21 protein-coding genes are annotated in these 17,734 nt (G+C 74.4%); 12 read left to right on the top strand and 9 right to left on the bottom strand.

The window, feature by feature from the left end; genetic code table 11:
• Nucleotides 1-2 precede the first annotated feature (2 nt).
• Nucleotides 3-1,418 carry a protein-disulfide reductase DsbD family protein gene (locus tag ACOQFB_RS18140; RefSeq protein WP_059438348.1) on the bottom strand — a complete coding sequence of 472 codons (1,416 nt, stop codon included), beginning with the start codon at nt 1,416-1,418 and terminating at the stop codon, nt 3-5.
• Nucleotides 1,419-1,576: 158 nt separating this feature from the next.
• Here ACOQFB_RS18140 and ACOQFB_RS18135 point away from each other — a divergent pair, with 158 nt between their 5' ends.
• From ACOQFB_RS18135 to iscX, 7 genes are read left to right on the top strand one after another with little or no spacing between them, the layout of a single operon-like run.
• On the top strand, nt 1,577-2,791 hold the full coding sequence (locus ACOQFB_RS18135) for an IscS subfamily cysteine desulfurase (protein ID WP_421609011.1): 1,215 nt from the start codon (nt 1,577-1,579) through the stop codon (nt 2,789-2,791).
• A 55-nt stretch (nt 2,792-2,846) separates the two neighbouring features.
• Nucleotides 2,847-3,308 (top strand): Fe-S cluster assembly scaffold IscU, encoded by a 462-nt coding sequence (iscU, locus tag ACOQFB_RS18130; protein WP_011419652.1) that lies wholly within the window; start codon nt 2,847-2,849, stop codon nt 3,306-3,308.
• A gap of 12 nt (nt 3,309-3,320) precedes the next feature.
• On the top strand, nt 3,321-3,653 hold the full coding sequence (locus ACOQFB_RS18125; RefSeq protein WP_059438346.1) for a HesB/IscA family protein: 333 nt from the start codon (nt 3,321-3,323) through the stop codon (nt 3,651-3,653).
• Nucleotides 3,563-4,360, top strand: coding sequence for a Fe-S protein assembly co-chaperone HscB (gene hscB / locus ACOQFB_RS18120; RefSeq protein ID WP_494492590.1), 798 nt, complete (start codon nt 3,563-3,565; stop codon nt 4,358-4,360). Before ACOQFB_RS18125 ends, hscB begins: the two co-directional genes overlap by 91 nt.
• Before the next feature lie 24 nt (nt 4,361-4,384).
• Nucleotides 4,385-6,265 carry a Fe-S protein assembly chaperone HscA gene (hscA, locus tag ACOQFB_RS18115; RefSeq protein WP_421609009.1) on the top strand — a complete coding sequence of 627 codons (1,881 nt, stop codon included), beginning with the start codon at nt 4,385-4,387 and terminating at the stop codon, nt 6,263-6,265.
• A gap of 1 nt (nt 6,266) precedes the next feature.
• Nucleotides 6,267-6,572: a 2Fe-2S iron-sulfur cluster-binding protein gene (locus ACOQFB_RS18110; RefSeq protein WP_011419657.1), complete on the top strand. Its 306-nt coding sequence runs from the start codon at nt 6,267-6,269 to the stop codon at nt 6,570-6,572.
• Between the two features lie 34 nt (nt 6,573-6,606).
• Nucleotides 6,607-6,801: a Fe-S cluster assembly protein IscX gene (gene iscX / locus ACOQFB_RS18105; RefSeq protein ID WP_011419658.1), complete on the top strand. Its 195-nt coding sequence runs from the start codon at nt 6,607-6,609 to the stop codon at nt 6,799-6,801.
• 4 nt (nt 6,802-6,805) lie between these two features.
• On the opposite strand, the gene ACOQFB_RS18100 is transcribed toward iscX, so the two are convergent.
• The 7 genes from ACOQFB_RS18100 to ACOQFB_RS18070 are packed head-to-tail and all read right to left on the bottom strand — an operon-like array spanning nt 6,806 to nt 12,760.
• On the bottom strand, nt 6,806-7,855 hold the full coding sequence (locus tag ACOQFB_RS18100; RefSeq protein WP_082100271.1) for a protein-glutamate methylesterase/protein-glutamine glutaminase: 1,050 nt from the start codon (nt 7,853-7,855) through the stop codon (nt 6,806-6,808).
• 10 nt (nt 7,856-7,865) lie between these two features.
• Nucleotides 7,866-8,768: a CheR family methyltransferase gene (locus ACOQFB_RS18095; protein WP_421609008.1), complete on the bottom strand. Its 903-nt coding sequence runs from the start codon at nt 8,766-8,768 to the stop codon at nt 7,866-7,868.
• A complete protein-coding gene (locus ACOQFB_RS18090) occupies nt 8,765-9,349 on the bottom strand; it encodes a chemotaxis protein CheW (RefSeq protein WP_059438342.1) in 585 nt (194 codons plus the stop codon). Before ACOQFB_RS18090 ends, ACOQFB_RS18095 begins: the two co-directional genes overlap by 4 nt.
• Nucleotides 9,350-9,375: 26 nt before the next feature.
• Complete coding sequence (locus tag ACOQFB_RS18085; RefSeq protein WP_421609007.1) at nt 9,376-11,028, bottom strand: chemotaxis protein CheA; 1,653 nt, start codon at nt 11,026-11,028, stop codon at nt 9,376-9,378.
• A 10-nt stretch (nt 11,029-11,038) separates the two neighbouring features.
• Complete coding sequence (locus ACOQFB_RS18080; protein ID WP_059438340.1) at nt 11,039-11,554, bottom strand: chemotaxis protein CheD; 516 nt, start codon at nt 11,552-11,554, stop codon at nt 11,039-11,041.
• A 2-nt stretch (nt 11,555-11,556) separates the two neighbouring features.
• A complete protein-coding gene (locus tag ACOQFB_RS18075; protein WP_059438339.1) occupies nt 11,557-12,372 on the bottom strand; it encodes a GAF domain-containing protein in 816 nt (271 codons plus the stop codon).
• Nucleotides 12,373-12,388: 16 nt separating this feature from the next.
• The gene (locus tag ACOQFB_RS18070; RefSeq protein ID WP_011419665.1) at nt 12,389-12,760 is read right to left on the bottom strand and encodes a response regulator; all 372 of its coding nucleotides are present in this window, start codon (nt 12,758-12,760) and stop codon (nt 12,389-12,391) included.
• Between the two features lie 416 nt (nt 12,761-13,176).
• Here ACOQFB_RS18070 and ACOQFB_RS18065 point away from each other — a divergent pair, with 416 nt between their 5' ends.
• Together ACOQFB_RS18065 and ACOQFB_RS18060 are read left to right on the top strand one after the other, a co-directional pair.
• Complete coding sequence (locus tag ACOQFB_RS18065; RefSeq protein WP_421609006.1) at nt 13,177-13,833, top strand: hypothetical protein; 657 nt, start codon at nt 13,177-13,179, stop codon at nt 13,831-13,833.
• Nucleotides 13,830-14,786, top strand: coding sequence for a lamin tail domain-containing protein (locus ACOQFB_RS18060; RefSeq protein WP_421609005.1), 957 nt, complete (start codon nt 13,830-13,832; stop codon nt 14,784-14,786). The genes ACOQFB_RS18065 and ACOQFB_RS18060 overlap by 4 nt, the downstream gene beginning before the upstream one ends.
• A gap of 7 nt (nt 14,787-14,793) precedes the next feature.
• Here ACOQFB_RS18060 and ACOQFB_RS18055 read toward each other — a convergent pair whose 3' ends face one another.
• Complete coding sequence (locus ACOQFB_RS18055; protein ID WP_059439471.1) at nt 14,794-15,486, bottom strand: response regulator; 693 nt, start codon at nt 15,484-15,486, stop codon at nt 14,794-14,796.
• Between the two features lie 75 nt (nt 15,487-15,561).
• Between ACOQFB_RS18055 and ACOQFB_RS18050 the strand changes: the two genes are divergently transcribed.
• The 3 genes from ACOQFB_RS18050 to ACOQFB_RS18040 are packed head-to-tail and all read left to right on the top strand — an operon-like array spanning nt 15,562 to nt 17,719.
• Nucleotides 15,562-16,050 carry a chemotaxis protein CheW gene (locus tag ACOQFB_RS18050; protein ID WP_011419669.1) on the top strand — a complete coding sequence of 163 codons (489 nt, stop codon included), beginning with the start codon at nt 15,562-15,564 and terminating at the stop codon, nt 16,048-16,050.
• Nucleotides 16,047-16,445, top strand: coding sequence for a chemotaxis protein CheW (locus ACOQFB_RS18045; RefSeq protein ID WP_059439470.1), 399 nt, complete (start codon nt 16,047-16,049; stop codon nt 16,443-16,445). Before ACOQFB_RS18050 ends, ACOQFB_RS18045 begins: the two co-directional genes overlap by 4 nt.
• A 14-nt stretch (nt 16,446-16,459) precedes the next feature.
• Nucleotides 16,460-17,719, top strand: a complete 1,260-nt coding sequence (locus tag ACOQFB_RS18040) for a methyl-accepting chemotaxis protein (protein ID WP_059439469.1) — start codon at nt 16,460-16,462, stop codon at nt 17,717-17,719.
• Nucleotides 17,720-17,734 lie beyond the last annotated feature (15 nt).

The following is a 17,734-nucleotide window of genomic DNA, read 5'->3' as shown; positions in this document are numbered from 1 at the left end:
GGCTACCAGCGCGAGGCGCAGGCCATCGCGACCGGCTCGCCCTGGACCGCGGCGGGCTTCGCCGGCGACGGCTGGCCCTCGCAGGCGCGGTCCACCGCGCGGAGCTTCTGCACCATCTCGCCGGCGGAGATGGCGCCCATCACGCGGTCGGGCACCTCGCGGCCGCGGGGGTCGATGAAGATCACGGTGGGCATGCCCACCACGCCGTACTTCTCGGCGAGCGCGTTGAACGCGTCCGAGCCGTCGGTGCCGTCGAGCTTCACCGCCACGAAGCGGGCGGCCTCCTCCTGCACCTCGGGCTTCGCCCACGCGATCTTGTCCAGCTCCTTGCAGGCGGTGCACCAGTCGGCCCAGAAGTCGATGATGACCGGCCGGCCCTCGGCCTTCGCGAGCGCGAGCGCCTCCGCCTCGGAGTGGAGCCAGGCGAAGCCCGCGTGCGCGCGCGCCCGCTCGCGGGCGCCGGCCGCGCCGGCGGCGTAGGCGATCCCGCCCACCAGCAGCGCGACCCCGAGCCCCTTCGCGAGCCGCTGGCGCGCGGGCCCGTGGAAGCTGCCGGAGAGCGCGCCCGCCAGCACGCCGAGCGCCGCGGCGCCGGCCGCCGCGAACGCCGCCCCGCGGGCCGCCGAGAACAGCGGCTTCAGCGCGGGGAACGCGTCCTTCAGGAAGATCAGCGCGGCCGCGAGCAGGGCCACCCCGAACACCGACTTCACCGTCTCCATCCACGCCCCGCTCTTCGGGAGCGAGATGGAGAACGCGCCGATGAGAAAGAACAGCAGCCCCATGCCGAGCGCGTACGCGAACATGATGCCGAAGCCGAACGCGACCGAGCCCTTGGCCGCCACGAAGGTGAGCGCGGCGGCGAGCACCGGCCCGGTGCAGGGGGCGGCGATGATCCCGGAGACGAGCCCCATCGCGAAGGCGCCGGCGCGGCCCGCGCCGCCCACGCCGTTCAGGCGGGCCTGCATCGAGGCCGGGAGCTGCAGCTCGAAGGCGCCGAACATGGAGGCGGCCATGGCGGCGAGCACGATCGCCACGAACCCGATCACCCACGGGTTCTGCATCACGCTGCCGAACGCCTTGCCGGTGAGCGCCGCCCCCACGCCGAGGGCGGAGTACATCGCGGCGATGCCGAGCACGTAGAGCGCCGAGACCGCCATCGCCTCCCGGCGCGAGCCCGCCTTGCGGGCGCCGAAGATCGAGACGGTGATCGGGATGAGGGGGTACACGCAGGGTGTGAGGCTGGTCGCCACCCCGCCGACGAACGCGACCGCGAACGCCAGGATCGAGCCTTCCGCCAGCAGCGCGCCGAGGCGCAGATCGCTCGACCCCCCAGCGGGTCCGAGACCGATCAGGTCCGGGATCCACGCCACGGCGGCGAAGGTGAGGGCGGCGAGGAGGGTGCGGGTGGCGAAGCGCATTCGAGTGGCCTTGCGGATCTAAGAAAAAAAGTCCTGTCGCGCCCGATAGTTTGGTAGAGGGGGGCCGCTTGACCCGATGACGTGAATCTTTATACTCGACCCCGGCCGTCCACGTTGGTCACGGCCGAGGCCCCTGCATCTTAGAGGTTCCGGGCGCGATGAAGATTCCCATCTACATGGATTACCACGCGACGACGCCCGTCGATCCGCGCGTGCTGGAGGCCATGCTCCCGTACTTCACCACGGAGTACGGGAACGCTGCGTCGAAGAGCCACGCCTTCGGCTGGAAGGCCGAGGAGGCGGTGGAGGCAGCCCGCGAGGAGGTCGCGAAGCTGATCGGCGCCTCGGCCAAGGAGATCGTCTGGACGAGCGGCGCGACCGAGTCCGACAACCTGGCGGTCAAGGGCGCGGCGCACTTCTACCAGGCGAAGGGGAAGCACCTCGTCACCTGCAAGACCGAGCACAAGGCGGTGCTCGACTCGATGCACGCCCTCGAGCGGCAGGGCTTCGAGGTCACCTTCCTCGAGCCCGAGCCCGACGGCCGGCTCGATCCCGCCAAGGTGAAGGCGGCGCTCCGCCCCGACACCATCCTCGTGTCGGTGATGCACGCGAACAACGAGACCGGCGTGGTCCACCCCATCGCCGAGATCGGCCGCATCGCCCGCGAGGCGGGCGTGGTGTTCCACTGCGACGCGGTGCAGTCGATCGGCAAGATCCCGTTCGACGTGGACGCGATGAACGTGGACCTCGCCTCGATCTCCGCGCACAAGATGTACGGCCCGAAGGGCGTGGGCGCGCTCTACGTCCGCCGCAAGCCGCGCGTTCGCCTCGTCGCCGAGATGGACGGCGGCGGCCACGAGCGCGGCTTCCGCTCCGGCACGCTGAACGTCCCCGGCATCGTGGGCATGGGCAAGGCGGCCGAGCTGGCGCGGCTCGAGCGCGACGCCGAGGCGGTCCGCGTCACCGCGCTCCGCGAGCGGCTGCGCAAGGGCCTGGAGCAGGAGCTCGATCTCCTCACGGTGAACGGCAGCCTGGAGCACCGCGTCCCCGGCAACCTCAACGTGAGCTTCGCCTACGTCGAGGGCGAGGCGCTCATGATGGCGGTGAAGGACGTGGCGGTCTCCTCCGGCTCCGCCTGCACCAGCGCCTCGCTCGAGCCGTCCTACGTGCTGCGCGCGATGGGCGTGTCCGAGGACCTGGCCCACTCGTCGATCCGCTTCGGCCTGGGCCGGTTCAGCACGGAGGAGGAGGTGGACTACACGATCCGCCTCTTCGGCGAGAAGGTCCGCAAGCTTCGCGAGATGTCGCCGCTCTACGAGATGGTGAAGGACGGCGTCGACCTGAACCAGATCGAGTGGGCGAACCCCCACTAGGACCGGGACCGCTCCAGCCGGTCCACGTGGACGGGAACGAGGGAAGGAACGACCGATGGCGTACTCCGAGAAGCTCATCGACCACTACGAGCACCCCCGCAACGTCGGCTCGCTCGACAAGAACGACCCCGACGTCGGGACGGGCCTGGTGGGCGCCCCGGCCTGCGGCGACGTGATGAAGCTGCAGATCAAGGTCAGCGACGACGGGATCATCGAGGACGCGAAGTTCAAGACGTTCGGCTGCGGCTCGGCCATCGCGTCGTCGTCGCTCGTGACCGAGTGGGTGAAGGGCCGCACCGTCGAGGAGGCCCTCACCATCAAGAACACCGACGTGGCGAACGAGCTGAACCTGCCGCCGGTCAAGATCCACTGCTCCGTCCTGGCGGAGGATGCCATCAAGGCGGCGGTGGCCGACTGGCAGAAGAAGCACGGCCGGGAGCCCTCGGTGAAGCCGAACACGGTCCAGGGCGATCGCAGCGCGCTCATCGAGAAGGGCGTCCTGAAGTCCGGGATCTAGGAGCGCGGGCACATGGCGGCGGCGATCGAGATCAGCGAGAAGGCGGCGGAGCACATCAAGACGCTCGGCGCGCAGAAGGGCACGCCCGCGGGCGGGCTCCGGCTGGGCGTGAAGGGCGGCGGCTGCTCGGGCCTGTCGTACTTCATCGACTGGGCGAACGAGCCGGCCAGGTTCGACCAGGTCATCGAGCGCGACGGCGCGCGCGTGTTCGTGGACCCGAAGAGCGCGGTGTTCCTCGCCGGCACCGTGATCGACTGGCAGCAGACGCTCATGCAGACCGGGTTCGTGTTCCGGAACCCGAACGTGAAGAGCGCCTGCGGCTGCGGCGAGTCCTTCACGATCTAGCCGCCCCGGCTGGATCGCGTTCCCGCTTCGACCTGCGCCGCGGCGCGCGGGCAGGGCGGGAACGATCGCATCGGGGCCACGGAGGGCCGCGTGGCGCACTGCTGGAGCTGCAAGGCACAGGAGGAGCAGCAGACCCCCTTCTGTCCGAGCTGCCGGAAGATCCAGCCGGTCGGGCGCACCGAGGACTACTCTCGCTGCTCGGCCTGCCGCGCCAGTTCGCGCTCGATCCCGCGGAGCTCGACCGCAACTTCCGCACGCTCTCCCGCTCGCTCCACCCCGATCGCTTCGCCAAGGCGGAGGCGCGCGAGCGCCGGCTCTCGCTGGAGCGGGCCACCCGGCTGAACGACGCGCACCGCTACCTGAAGGACTGGCGCCTCCGCGCCGCGTACCTGCTCAAGCTGGCCGGCACCGACGTGTTCGCCGAGGGCAAGACCTTCGCCGACCCGGCGTTCCTGGAGGAGCAGCTGGAGTGGCGCGAGGACATGGCGCTCGCCCAGGCGGACCGCGACGCGGGCGGCCTGCGCGAGATCGCGGCCCGCGCCCGCGGCCGCCTGCAGGCCCTCGAGACCGAGGTGGCGCGCTGCTTCGAGGACGACCACTGGTTCTCGGAGCTGGTGATCGACATCGCCCGCCTGCTCTCCCGCGCCCGCTACTACGACCACATCGTCGCGGACGCGGAGCGGGCCAGCGCGGCGGTCGCGTCCTAGCCGATCCGTAGTAGAAGGAAGCCCATGCCCCGCGCGATCGGGATCGACCTCGGCACGACCAACTCGCTCGTCGCCCACGTGGACGAGCGGAACCGCCCCCGCATCCTCCCGGTGGACGAGGGCAAGCCGCTGCTCGCGTCGGCGGTGTTCTACCCGCCCGACGGCGCCGTCGAGGTCGGCGGGGCCGCCAAGCGCCGCGCCCCCGAGCGGCCGGTGGACACGATCCTGTCGGTGAAGCGCTTCATGGGCCGCGGCCCGGGCGACATCCGGCCGGAGGACCGCGGCATCTACCAGTTCGACGAGGCCGGCGCGATGGTCCGGCTCCGCGTGGGCGGCGGCAAGCGCACCGTCACGCCGATCGAGGTCTCGGCGGAGATCCTGCGGGTGCTGCGGCGCGCGGCCGGCGAGGCGCTGGGCGGCGCGCCGGGCGGCTGCGTGATCACCGTGCCGGCGTACTTCGACGACGCGCAGCGGCAGGCCACCAAGGACGCGGGCCGGCTCGCCGGGCTCGACGTGCTGCGGCTGCTGAACGAGCCGACCGCGGCGGCGGTGGCGTACGGCCTCGACAAGCGCTCGCAGGGCGTGTTCGCGGTCTACGACCTGGGCGGCGGGACGTTCGACGTGTCCATCCTGCGCCTGGAGGAGGGCGTCTTCGAGGTGCTCTCCACCGTCGGCGACACGCACCTCGGGGGCGACGACTTCGATCGGCTCGTGGCGCGCGCGCTGCTCGAGGGCGGCCTCACCCCGCCCGACCCGGACCCGTCGCCGGCGGTGCTGCGCGGGGCCGTGGCGGCCGCGCAGCGGATCCGCGAGGCGCTCACCGACCGGGAGGCCGTCGAGGCCGAGGTGGAGCTGCCCGAGGGCCATCGGCTGCGGGCGCGCCTGACCCGCGCCGAGCTGGAGGCGCTCATCCAGCCGGTGGTGGAGCGCACCGCCGCGCCGTGCCGGGCGGCGCTGCGCGACGCCGGCGTCGAGAAGGTGGACGGGGTGGTGCTGGTGGGCGGGGCCACGCGCACGCCGCTGGTGCGCCGCCACGTGAAGGCGCTGTTCGGCCAGGAGCCGCTCACCGACCTCGACCCGGACACGGTGGTGGCGCTCGGCGCCGCGGTCCAGGCGGACGCGCTCGACCGGGGCGGCCGCGAGGACGTGCTGCTGCTCGACGTCATCCCGCTCTCGCTCGGCGTCGAGATGATGGGCGGGGTGGTCGAGAAGATCATCCTGCGCAACTCCACCATCCCGGCCTCGGCCACGCAGCAGTTCACCACCTACGCCGACGGCCAGACCGGCATGGTGATCCACGTGGTGCAGGGCGAGCGGGAGCTGGCCCGCGACTGCCGCTCGCTGGCCCGCTTCACGCTGAAGGGCATCCCGCCCATGCCGGCCGGCATCGCGCGGGTGGAGATCACCTACTCCGTGGACGCGGACGGCATCCTGCAGGTCTCGGCGCGCGAGCTCACCACCGGCATCGAGCAGCGCATCCAGGTGAAGCCCACCTACGGCCTCACCGAGGAAGAGGTCGAGCACATGCTGGTGGAGAGCATCGAGCACGCCGAGGAGGACGTGTCCGAGCGCTTCCTGCGCGAGTGGCGCGTGGAGGGCGACCGGATCCTCTCCTCGCTCGAGACGGCGTTCGCGATGGACGGCGAGCTGCTCCAGCCCGACGAGCGGGCCGCCGTCGAGGAGCGGATGCGCGGCCTGCGCACCGCCATGGAGGGCACCGACTACCTGGCGGTGAAGGCCTGGATCGAGTCGGTGGACGCGGCCTCCAAGGCGTTCGCGGAGCGGCGCATGGACAAGCACGTGGCGAAGGCCATGGCCGGCCACCGCGTGGACGAGTTCGGCGACGCCCCGCCCGCCACCGGCGCGAAGGGCGAGGACCAGGATCAGGGGCAGGAGGACGGCTGACGTGCCCAAGGTGACCTTCCTCCCGGACGGGAAGTCGGCCGAGGTGCCGGCGGGGACCTCGATCCTCGACGCGGCGGAGGCCGCCGACGTGGACCTGCCGCACAACTGCGGCGGGGTCGCGGCGTGCACCACCTGCCACGTCTGGATCGAGCAGGGGCTCGCGTCGCTCTCCGAGATCGGCGACCGCGAGGACGACAAGCTGAACGAGGCGGCCGGGCTCGCGCCCAGCTCGCGGCTCGGGTGCCAGGCCTGCGTCGGCGGCGAGGACGTGGTGGTCCGCATCCCCGGCAACCGCATCGCGTCGTGAGCCGCGGCCGCCGCGGCCGGCGCTGGAGGCGAACATGAAGTGGACGGACGTGCGGGACATCGCGATCGAGCTGGCGGACCGCCACCCCGGCGTGGCGCCGCTCTCGGTGCGCTTCACCGACCTGCACCGCTGGGTGCGCGAGCTCCCCGGCTTCGCCGACGATCCCGAGAAGTCGAGCGAGAAGGTGCTCGAGGCCATCCAGATGGCCTGGCTCGACGAGGTCGAGTAGGCCCCTACCGCGCCCAGGCCAGCACGGCGGGCGCGATGCGCGGCAGCGGGAGCACCTCGACGGCCCCGCCGCGGGCGATGGCCTCCTTCGGCATCCCGAACACGACCGAGGTGGACTCGTCCTGCGCGACGGTGTGCGCGCCGGCCCGCCGCAGCTCCAGCAGCCCGTCCGCGCCGTCGTCGCCCATGCCGGTGAGCAGGATGCCCAGGGTGCCCGGGCCCGCCACCCGCGCCGCGGCGTGGAACAGCACGTCCACGCTGGGCCGGTGCAGCGAGACCGGCGGCCCGTCGGACACCACCGCCACCAGCCCGCCGGCGCGCTTCACCGAGAGGTGACGGTTGCCGGGCGCCACCAGCGCGCGACCGGGCAGCAGCCGGTCGCCGTCGGCGGCCTCCTTCACCTCGATGCGGCACAGCTTGTCGAGCCGCTTCGCGAACTGCGCCGTGAACACCTCCGGCATGTGCTGCACCACCGCGATGGCGGGCGCGTCGGCCGGCATCGCCTCGAGCAGCACGCGGAGCGCCTCGGTGCCGCCGGTGGAGGCGCCCACCACCACCAGCTCGGCGCGCCCGGGCCGCGGCGCGAGGCGGGGCGCGGGACGCGGCTGGGCGCCGGCCGGCGGCCGGGGCAGCGGCCGCAGCGCCCGGACCCGGGCCCGCAGCCGGGCCTGCGTGGCGGCGCGGACCACCTCCACGATCCGGCGCGCGGAGTCCTCCAGGAAGCCCTTCACCCCGAGGCGCGGCTTCTCGATGACGTCCACCGCGCCGTGCTCCAGCGCGTGCAGCGCCACCTCGCTCCCCGGCCCCGCCAGGCCCGAGCACACCACCACCGGCACCGGGTCCTGGGCCATGACGCGGTCCAGGAAGGTGAGCCCGTCCATGCGCGGCATCTCGATGTCGAGGACGATCGCGTCGGGGCGGGCGCGGCGCATCTTGTCCATCGCCACCAGCGGGTCGATGGCGGTCTCGACCTCCAGCCCGGCGCGCCCCAGGATCTGGGAGAGCGCCATCCGGACCACTGCCGAGTCGTCCACCACCAGGATGCGCGGGGCCACGGGCAGGACCTCAGGCCGGGCGCGCCGGCGGCGGGTCGGCGAGCTGGTAGACGGTGGGCACGACCGCGCGCGCCCGGGTGGAGAGGCCGCCCAGGCTCTCGGCGTGGCCGAGGAACAGGTGGCCGCCCGGCACCAGCCGGTCGATGAGCCGGTTCACCACCTTGGCCTTCGTGTCGCGGTCGAAGTAGATGAGGACGTTCCGGCAGAACACGAGGTCGAAGTGGCCGATGGCCGGGTACGGCTCCTGGCTCAGGTTCAGGCGCGCGAAGCGGATCAGGCGCCGGAGCTCCGGCCCGGCCTTCATGAGGCCCTCCTGGCTGCCGAAGCCCCGCAGCATGTACGCCTTCAGGTACGGCGTCGGGATCTCCTTCGCCTTCTCCACCGGCCACAGCGCGTCCTCGGCGCGCGCCAGCACCTTGGTGGACAGGTCGGTGGCGAGGATCTCCACCTCCCAGCCCGGCAGCCCGGCCAGCAGCGACATGGCGAGCGAGTAGGGCTCCTCGCCGGTCGAGCAGGCCGCGCTCCACACCCGCGCCCGGCGCGGCCGCCGGCCCGCGTCCGCCTCGGCCACCCAGGCCGGGAAGATCCGCTCGGCCAGCAGCTCGAAGTGGCGCGGCTCGCGGAAGAAGTGCGTCTCGTTGGTGCAGATCGCGTCGAGCATCCGCACCCGCTCGGCGCCGTCCTCCACCACGCGGTCGAAGTACTCGCCGTAGCCGTGCATCCCCAGCTCGCGCAGGCGGCGCGCCAGCCGGCCCACCAGCAGCGCCTTCTTCACCGGCGCGAGCCAGATCCCCGCCTCGCGGTTGATGAGCGCCTGGAAGCGCAGGAAGTCGCGGTCGCTCACCGTCGCGAGCGGGCGCGGCTCGACCGGCGCGGCGCGGCGGGGCGCGCCCTCCTCGGCGGCGGGGCTCACGGGGCGGGCGGCGCCTCGGGGGCGGCCGGCTCGGGCGCGGCGGCGGCGGCCTCGCCGGCGTCCTCGGCGGCGGGCGCCTCGGCCTCGGGCAGGCCGTCGCGCACCGCCTCGGCGAACTCCTTCTCGTCGGCGGAGATCACCCGGTCGATGTCGAGCAGCAGCACGAAGCGCTTCCCGACCTTGCCCATGCCGAGCAGGAAGTCCACGCGGACCTGCGTGCCGAAGGACGGGGGCGGCTCGACGTCGTCGAACCCGAGCTCGATGACCTCGCGGACCGCGTCCGCCATCACGCCCACCACCGTGGGCTGCCCGTCGAGCAGCGCCTCGACGATGAGGATGCAGGTGAGGCGGGTGACCTCGGTCTCGGCCAGGCCGAACTTCACGCCCAGGTCCACCACCGGCACCACCGCGCCGCGCAGGTTGATGACGCCGCGGACGGAGCGCGGCGTGGACGGCACGCGCGTGATCGTCTCGTACTGCAGGATCTCCTTCACCTTGAGGATGCCGACGCCGTACTCGGCGCCCCCCAGCGAGAAGGACAGGTACTGTGCGCGCTGCGCGCTCTCGGTGCTCTCGGCCATGGTTCCTCCCTCCGGTTCGCGATGCCTCAGGCGGCCGCCTGCGCCGCCGCCCGCCGGAGCGTCTCGCGCAGGATGCCCGCCACGTCCAGGATCAGGGCCACCCGACCGTTGCCCAGGATCGACGATCCCGAGACGCCGGCCACGGTGCCCACCAGCCCGCCCAGCGGCTTGATCACCGTCGAGCTCTCGCCGTGCAGCACGTCCACCGCCACGCCCGCGACCTGGGCGCCGTGCTGCACCACCACCACGTTCTCGCGCTGCGGCGGGGCGCCGGCCACCTTGAAGTGGTCGCGCAACCGCAGGTACGGGAGCGGCTTGCCGCGCACGTTGATGACGCCCCAGGGCGCGCCGGCCCGCGTCTCCTCCGGCGGCAGCTCCAGGCACTCGGAGACCGCGTCGAGCGGGAGGATGTACGTCTCGCCGCCCACGCCCACCTTGAAGCCCTGGATGATGGCGAGGGTGAGCGGGACGCGCAGGGTGATGGCGGTGCCGCGCCCCGGCTCGCTCTCCACCGAGACCGAGCCGCGCAGCGCCTCGATGTTGCGCCGGACCACGTCCATGCCCACCCCGCGGCCGGACAGCTCGGTGACCGCGTCGGCGGTGGACAGGCCCGGCTCGAAGATCAGGCCGGCGGCGTCCTCCGGGCCGATGCGGGCGGGATCGGTGGCGAGCCCGCGCGCCACCGCCTGCTGCGCGATGCGCCGCACGTCCAGCCCGCGCCCGTCGTCCAGCACCTGCACCACCATGCTGCCCGCGTCGTGGAACGCGCGCAGCGTGAGCGTGCCCACCGGCGGCTTGCCCGCGGCGCGCCGCTCGTCCGGCAGCTCGATGCCGTGGTCGAGCGCGTTGCGGACCATGTGCAGCAGCGGGTCGCGGATGTGCTCGATGACGGCGGTGTCCACCTCGACGTCCTCGCCCTCCATCACCAGCCGGGCCTGCTTCCCCAGGCCGGCGGCGAGGTCGCGCAGCGTCCGCACGTGCTGGTGGAACGTCGGCCCGATGGGCACCATGCGGGCCTTCATGATCAGCTCCTGCAGGTCGAGGTAGAGCCGGTCCGCCTCGCGGTGCGCGTCGAGCGCGTCCTCCGGCGACACGCCGCCGCGCCGCTCCAGCATCTCGCCCAGGCGCCCGCGCGCGATCGCGATCTCGCCGGAGAGGTTGAGCATGCGGTCGAGCTTGCCCACGTCCACGCGCAGCGTGCGCGCCGCCGAGGCGTGCGGCGCGTGCGGCTCGTGCGCGTCCGGCGCCTCGCCGCCGCCCGCGGGCGCGGCGCGCTCGGCCACCGCCGCCCGGGCGGCCTCGGCCAGCCGGGCGCGGAACGCCAGCACCGCCTCCGACGCGGCGCCGCCGGCCGCGGCCTCGGCCACCGCCCGGCGGAGCACGTCCACCGACTGGAGCAGCAGCGTCACCAGCGTGTCGGTGACCGCCAGCGTCTTCTGCCGGAGGCGCTCCAGCACGTCCTCGAGGTCGTGCGCCACGTCGCGGGCGCCGTCGAAGGAGACCAGCGAGGCAGCGCCCTTCAGCGTGTGCACGTCGCGGAACAGCGCGTTCAGGAACTCGTCGTCCTCCGGCGTGCGCTCCAGGGCGAGGAGCTGCTGCTCCATGTGCGCGAAGGTCTCGTCCGCCTCCGCCAGGAACGTGGCGAGCAGCGCCTCGCGATCGATCTCGAGCTCGTCCATCACCGCTCCCCTAGAGCTGCCGCACCCAGGCGGCGCCGTCGTCCACGTGGAAGATGAGCTTGCGGCCCCGCGCGCCGCCGACGTCGCGGTCGAGCACCGGGATGCGGGCCTCGTCGAGGAGGCGCAGCGCGAGCTGTACGTTCTCGTCGCCGAGGTTGCGCGCGCCGCGGAACGCGCCGATGACGCTGGCGCCGCCGAAGACCTTCGCGACCAGGCTCGCGCGGCGCGCCCCGGCCCGCACCACCGCCTCGACCAGCTGCGGGACCGCCACCGTGCCGAAGCGCGCCGACTGCTCGCGCTCGACGTGCAGCGGCAGGAGGAAGTGGTTCATCCCGCCCACCCGCGCCACCGGATCGTGCAGGCACACCGCCACGCAGGAGCCCAGCACCGTGACGATGGCGGTCGGCTCGGCCGCCACGGCGATCTGGCCGGCGTGCAGGTACAGCTGGGCGCGGCCGCCGCCGCCCGGGGTCTCCCCGGCCGCCGGGGCCGCTCGATCCGGCGCTGCGCCGGTGGTGCGGGTCACGGTCAGCTCGCCGCGCCTGCGCGCTCGGCCTGCGCGCGGAGGTGGAGCGCCAGGCCCGCGTGCGCCGAGAGCAGGTCGAAGACCGCCTGGTCCGACTCGCCCAGGCCCGGCTTGTGGCCGAGCAGGCGGAAGATCGCGAGCACCGCGGTGACGCGGTCGCCGACGCGGAGCGGGATGCAGGCGGTGAGGTCGCGGTCCGCCTCGTCGGGCGAGCCGTCGCGGCCCGCCACGTAGAGGCGGCCGGTCCGGGCGGTGCGGCCGATGGCGCCCTGGCCGAGCGCGATGTCGCGGAGCGGGCCGGGGGCCACGCCGAACGCGTGCGCCAGCACCAGCCGGTCGCCGCGCACCTCGAGCAGCGCCAGCTCCTCGGTGCCCACCACGTTGATGACGATCTCCTGCAGGGCGGTGAGCACCTCGGCGCGCGTGGGGGCGCCGTGCAGCCGCTCCAGCGCGACGAAGAGCTGCGCCAGCTCGGAGTGGCGCTCCTCCACCGCCACGTAGTCGTCGGACACGCGCTGGTGCTCGGCCTCGATCTCGGCCAGCCGGTCGCGCAGCCGCGCCCGCTCGGCGGTGGCGTGCTCGACCGCCTCGCGCGCCAGCGCCAGCTCGGCCGCGAGCCGCTTCTTCTCGAGGTCCACCGCCGCCGGCGGCGACGGCTCGGCCGCGGCCGGGGCGGGCGGCGGCGTGGCGGCGGAGAGGCGCGACTCGGAGAGCCGCTCCTTCTCGGTCCGCAGCGAGCTGATGAGCTCGCGCAGCTTCTCGTTCACCTGCTGGAGGTCGCGGCCGGTGCCGCCCGGCTTGCCACGGAGATCGCTCATGCGCGTCGCGCTCCGGCTACTGGCCCAGGCAGCTGCGCACCTTGGCGAGCAGCTCGAGGCCGTTGATGGGCTTGGTGACGTAGTCGGTGCAGCCGCTCGCGTAGCCGGTCTCGACGCTGGCCAGCTCGCCGCGGGTGGTCACCATGATCACCGGGATGGCCGCCGTCTCCTCGTGCTCGCGGAGCTTGCGGCACGCCTCGAAGCCGTCCATCCGCGGCATGACCACGTCCATCAGGATGAGGTCCGGCTTCTCCTCCCGCGCCTTCTCGACCCCCTCCTGGCCGTCGCGCGCCGTGACCACGTCGTACGCGCTCTTCGCGAGGATCATGCGTTCCATCAGCAGCACGGTGCTCGAGTCGTCCACGAGCAGGATCTTCTTCCGCTCCATCTCGCCTCCAGGGTCGGCCCCGCACTCCGTGCAAGCCGGGCACCACGCGGCGTCCCCGCACCGCGGGACGGTGTGGGCGCGGCGGGGGAGCGCGCACACACCCGGAGGCCGATCGGATTCCCGTGGAACGGCGGCCGGATGGGGCTGCGCCGTGCCGCACGTCCGGTCGCGCGCCGGGCGCCCGCGGGGTGCGGGGCCGACGCGTACCGGGAGTCGTTGCACCGGGAGCGCGTGCGGGGCCGGGTCGCGGTAGCCCCTCGGGTCGCGCGTGCGTGGGTGGGGCTGCACCTGTCCCCGGCCCGCGGGACCGCCCGGGCGGCGGACCGCGGGGCCGAGGTGCGTCCCGCGCCCACCGCGCAAGGTCGCGGAACGACGGCCGCGCGCGCCTGGTCCGGCGCGTGCTCTCGCCCGCGCGCATGGCCTCGCCCCACCTCGTCACCGCCGCGCTGGTGCTCTGCGCCGCCGCGACGTCCGCGCGCGCCCAGCCCCGCGCCGCGCCGCCGCCGGCCGGCGCGCCGTACGCCATCGTCTACGCCGCGCCGCCGGTCGCCGCGGTCCGCGCCGCCGATCCCGCCGCCGCGGACGACGCGGCCGACGCCGAGGTCGCCGCGCTCCAGGCCGCGGCCGCCCGCCGGGCGGAGCGCGCCGGCGCCCTCTCGGGCTCGTTCCCGGCGCGCGCGCGGCTCGCGGCGCTCCTGCCGCGCATCACCGCCGAGTACCGCCACGAGGAGCAGTCGAACCGCGTGGTGGGGCTGCAGGGCTCGGGCGAGGTGGACTACCTGCGCCTCGCGCCCGGCAACACCTTCCTCGTCCGCGCCTCCTGGGACCTGGGCCGGCTGGCGGCCGCGCCGGGCGAGCTCCAGGCCGCCGCGCAGGACGCGGCGCGCGCGCGGCGGCGCGACGAGGCGGTGGCGCGGGCGACGCGGCTCCACTTCGAGCGGCAGCGGCTCCGGGTCCGGCTGCTGCTCGCGCCGCCGGCCGAGGCGCTGGCCCGCGCCGAGCTGGAGCTCGAGATCGCGCGGCTCGGCGCCGAGCTGGACGCGGTCACCGGCGGCGCGGGGGTGCCGCGGTGAGCCGGTGTCGCGGGCGGGGTGCCGTCGCGGCGCTCTGCGCGGCGGCGCTCGTCGCGGGCTGCGGGCTCCCCGAGGCCGCGCCGCACGTGCGGGTGGTCGCGCTCGAGCCGGCCGGGCCGGGCGTGGCGCCGGAGCTGGCCGAGGCGGCGGTGACGTTCAGCGCGCCGGTGGACCCCGCCGGCCTCGCCGACGGGGCGCGCCTCGTGCTCGTGCCGGCCGACGCGGTGAAGGCGGCGCTCGAGGCGGTCGAGTCGGAGGAGGGCGCGGCCGGGCTCGCGCAGGCGGTGCCGGCGCGGGCGGCGCTGGACGCGGACGGGACGCGCGCGGCGCTCCGGCCGGACGCGCCGCTCCGCGCCCACGCGGCGTACGCGCTCGTGCTCTCCTCGCGCGCCCGCGCGGCGGACGGCCGGCCGGTGCTCGACGCCGAGGGCCGCCGCCGGCCGTCGATCGCGTCGTTCGAGACCGGCGCCGCCGCGGGCCCGCCGCCGGCGCCCGTCCTCACCGAGGTCCGCGCCGACGCGGCCACGCCGGAGGCGGGCGGGGAGTACGCGGAGCTCGCGAACCTGGGCGACGGGCCGCTCGACCTGTACGGCCACCGGCTCGCGAAGCGCACGGCCACGGGCGCGCTCTCCTCGTGCGCGCTCCCGCAGGACGCGGCGGTCGCGCCGGGCGAGGTGGTGCTGGTCGCGGGCGGCGCCTACGACGGTCGGTACGCGCTGCCGGCGGGGACGCGCGTGCTCGCCTGCGGCGCCACCGCGCTGCTCGGCGGCATCGCGAACGATCGCCCGCCGGAGCTGCTCCTGCTGGACGGGCGCGGCGAGACGGTGGCGAGCTTCGGGGCGGGCGGCGTCGCGCCGGTGTGCGCGAACGCCGCGGCGGTGAAGCGCGATCCCGCGGGCCCGGACGCCGCGTCGAACCTGGCCTGCGCGGCCGGCTCGCCGGGCGCGCTCTGACACCGCGTCAGCCGGCGTTCTCGGCGATCCACTTGCCGAGCAGCTCGCCCTTCGAGAGGAAGCCGTCGGCGCCGCACTCCGCCACCAGGCGCTGGACCTTCTCCTTGTCCTCGCCCGAGCAGAACAGCACCTTGATCGACCGGAAGCGCTCGTTCTTCTTCACGAAGCGGCAGAACTGCCCGCCGTCCACCTTCGGCATGTTGACGTCGAGGAGGATGAGGTCGGGGCGGGTCTGGCGCTTCAGGATGATCGAGGTCGCCTTCTCGGCGTCGGGCGCGTAGTGGATCTCGAAGCCCTTCGCCTCGAGCTCCTCCTGCAGCAGGCGCGCGACGATCTCGGAGTCGTCCACGATGAGGACGCGGCGTCGCGCGCCCACCGCGGCGGTGAAGCGCTGCGCGAAGTCGTCGGTGGCCGGCGAGGCCACCGCGCCGTCCAGCGTCAGCTCGGCGGCGGCGCGGGCAAGCTCCTCCTGCGCACCCTCACCCACCAGCAGCGACCGGCCGGTGAAGCCGCGATCGCGCAGGAGCGCGGGCGCCTGCCGGGCGCGGCCCGCGTCCACCAGCAGCGCCGCGGCGCCCTGCACGTGCGGCAAGAGCGCGTGCGGTTCGCGCTCCAGCGCCACCTGGTGACCGGCGGCCTCCAGCGCCATCCCGGTCACCTGTAGGATGATCTCGCTCTCGCAGCAGATGAGGACCTTCACGCGTTCCCTCGGGGCGGGAGAAATTAGCACCGATCTTGCCCGGCCGTCCCACCCTCGCGGATAATCCCGCGCCGAATGGCCGACCCGAAGCCCACCGACGCGACGGGCGCCGACGCCTGGTACTTCTGCCTCCGCCTGCTCGGCGCGCGCTACGCGTTCGAGGCGCCGCTGGTCACCGAGGTCGTGCGCCTGGGACCGCTCACGCGGCTGCCCGCCGCCCCCGCCTTCCTCCCCGGCGTGTTCACGCACCGTGGCGAGGTGCTGCCGGTGCTCGACATCGGCCTGCTGGTGGGCCACGGCGCCGTCCCCATCCGCGCCAGCACCCGCGCCGCCATCGTGCACTGCGGCCCGTGGAAGGTGGCGGTGGTGACGGAGGGCGTGGAGGGGCTGGTCTCGATCCCGCGGCGCGCCATCGAGCCGCCGCCGGCCGAGTCCTCCGGCGTGGCCGAGTTCCTCTCCGGCGTCGGGCGCGATCGCGCCGGGACGGTGGCGGTGCTGGACCTGCCGCGCCTCGTGGAGACCGCCCGCGCGCGCGCCGTTCCGGCGGGGGGCCCGGCGGCGTGACCGAGCCCACCAGCGAGATCCTCCTGTTCCAGGTGGGCGCGCGCGTGTTCGCGGCCGTGGTGCACGACGCGGTGCGGATCGGCGCCGTGCGCGACGTCTCCGAGGACGACCTGGTGCTGGAGAGCGCGCTGGGCGCGCCGTTCGGCCGCGAGCGCGGCATCGTGGTGGCGAGCCACGAGGGCGCGACCGAACGCACGCTGGTGGTGGACCAGGTGGTCGGGGTCCGCAGCGTGCCGGAGGCCGACGTCCAGCCGCTCCCCGCGTTCGCCGCCGCCTGCCTCGTCTCCGGCGCCGTCACCGGCCTCGTCATGCTGGACGAGGCGCCGCTGCTCCTCGTCGATCTCCCCACCCTGGTGCGCGAGCGCTCCCTCGCCGCGCCCGAGCTCACCGCCTGAAGAGGCCCACACCGATGCGCGACCCCTCCGAACTCGACAAGCCGAAGAAGAAGCCCGCCCGCGCCGCGCGGCCCGCCCGCAAGGCGGGCGTCCCCGCCGGCGACGCGCTGCAGGTCGAGGCGTTCCTGCGCGCGTTCGCGGCCGGCGAGCACGGGGCGGCGCGCCTCGACGTCGCCAGCTTCGCCGACCCCATGCTCCGCGGGATCGCCGAGGCCGCCAACGCCGCCGCCGACCACGCGGTGGAGCAGCTGGACACGTCGCGGCAGCGCGTGCAGGTCGTCACCGCCGGCGTGGACGAGGCGATCGAGGCGATGATCCGCCTGGTCATCCAGGGCGACCTCTCGGGCACGATGCGGCTGGGCGTCAGCGACGCGGCGCTCACGCCGCTCATCGCCGGCATCGGCCAGGTGATGGAGACGCTGAAGCGCTTCGTCACGGAGATCCGCGAGGCGGCCCTGCAGCTCTCCACCTCCTCGGCCGAGGTGCTCGCCGCCGCCACGCAGAACGAGTCCTCCACCAGCGCGCAGGCCTCGGCCATCCACGAGACCACCGCCACGATGGAGGAGCTGAAGGGCGCCTCGCACCAGATCGCCGAGAACGCGCAGATGGTGGCCGCCATCGCCGAGCAGACGCTCACCGGGGCGAAGCAGGGCGAGGGCGCCATCAAGTCGTTCATGTCCTCGATGGAGAAGGTGCGGCACAACGCGGTCGAGGTGGACGACGCCATCGCCAAGCTGTCGAAGCGCGTGGAGCGCATCGGCACGGTGGTGGAGGTGATCGACGAGATCGCCGACCGCTCCGACCTGCTCGCGCTCAACGCGGCGCTGGAGGGCGCCAAGGCGGGCGAGGCCGGGCGCGGGTTCTCCATCGTGGCGGCCGAGATGCGGCGGCTGGCCGAGAACGTCCTGGAGTCCACCAAGGAGATCAAGAACCTCATCACCGAGATCCGCGAGGCCACCCACGCCGCCAAGGAGGCGTCGGACGGCAACAAGCGGATGGCGGCCGAGGGCGAGCAGCTCGGCGGCAACGCGATGACGAGCGTCTCCGGCATCCTCTCCGGCATCCAGGAGACCAGCGACGCCGCGCGCGTCATCCACCTCGCCACCCAGCAGCAGCGGACGGCCACCGAGCAGGTGGTGCAGTCGATGTCGGAGATCGAGGAGGTCACCCGCCAGGCGCAGACCGGGTCGAAGCAGGCCACCGGCGCCGCCTCCGAGCTGACCAAGCTGGCCGAGCGGCTCGCCGAGCTGGTGAAGCGCTTCAAGGTCGAGTAGCCGCGGGGCGCCCCG

It is taken from the genome of Anaeromyxobacter sp. Red801 (assembly GCF_049201065.2).
Taxonomy (GTDB): Bacteria; Myxococcota; Myxococcia; order Myxococcales; family Anaeromyxobacteraceae; genus Anaeromyxobacter.
Note: the sequence above shows the minus strand (reverse complement) of the source record. Positions and strands in the feature narration are given on the sequence as shown.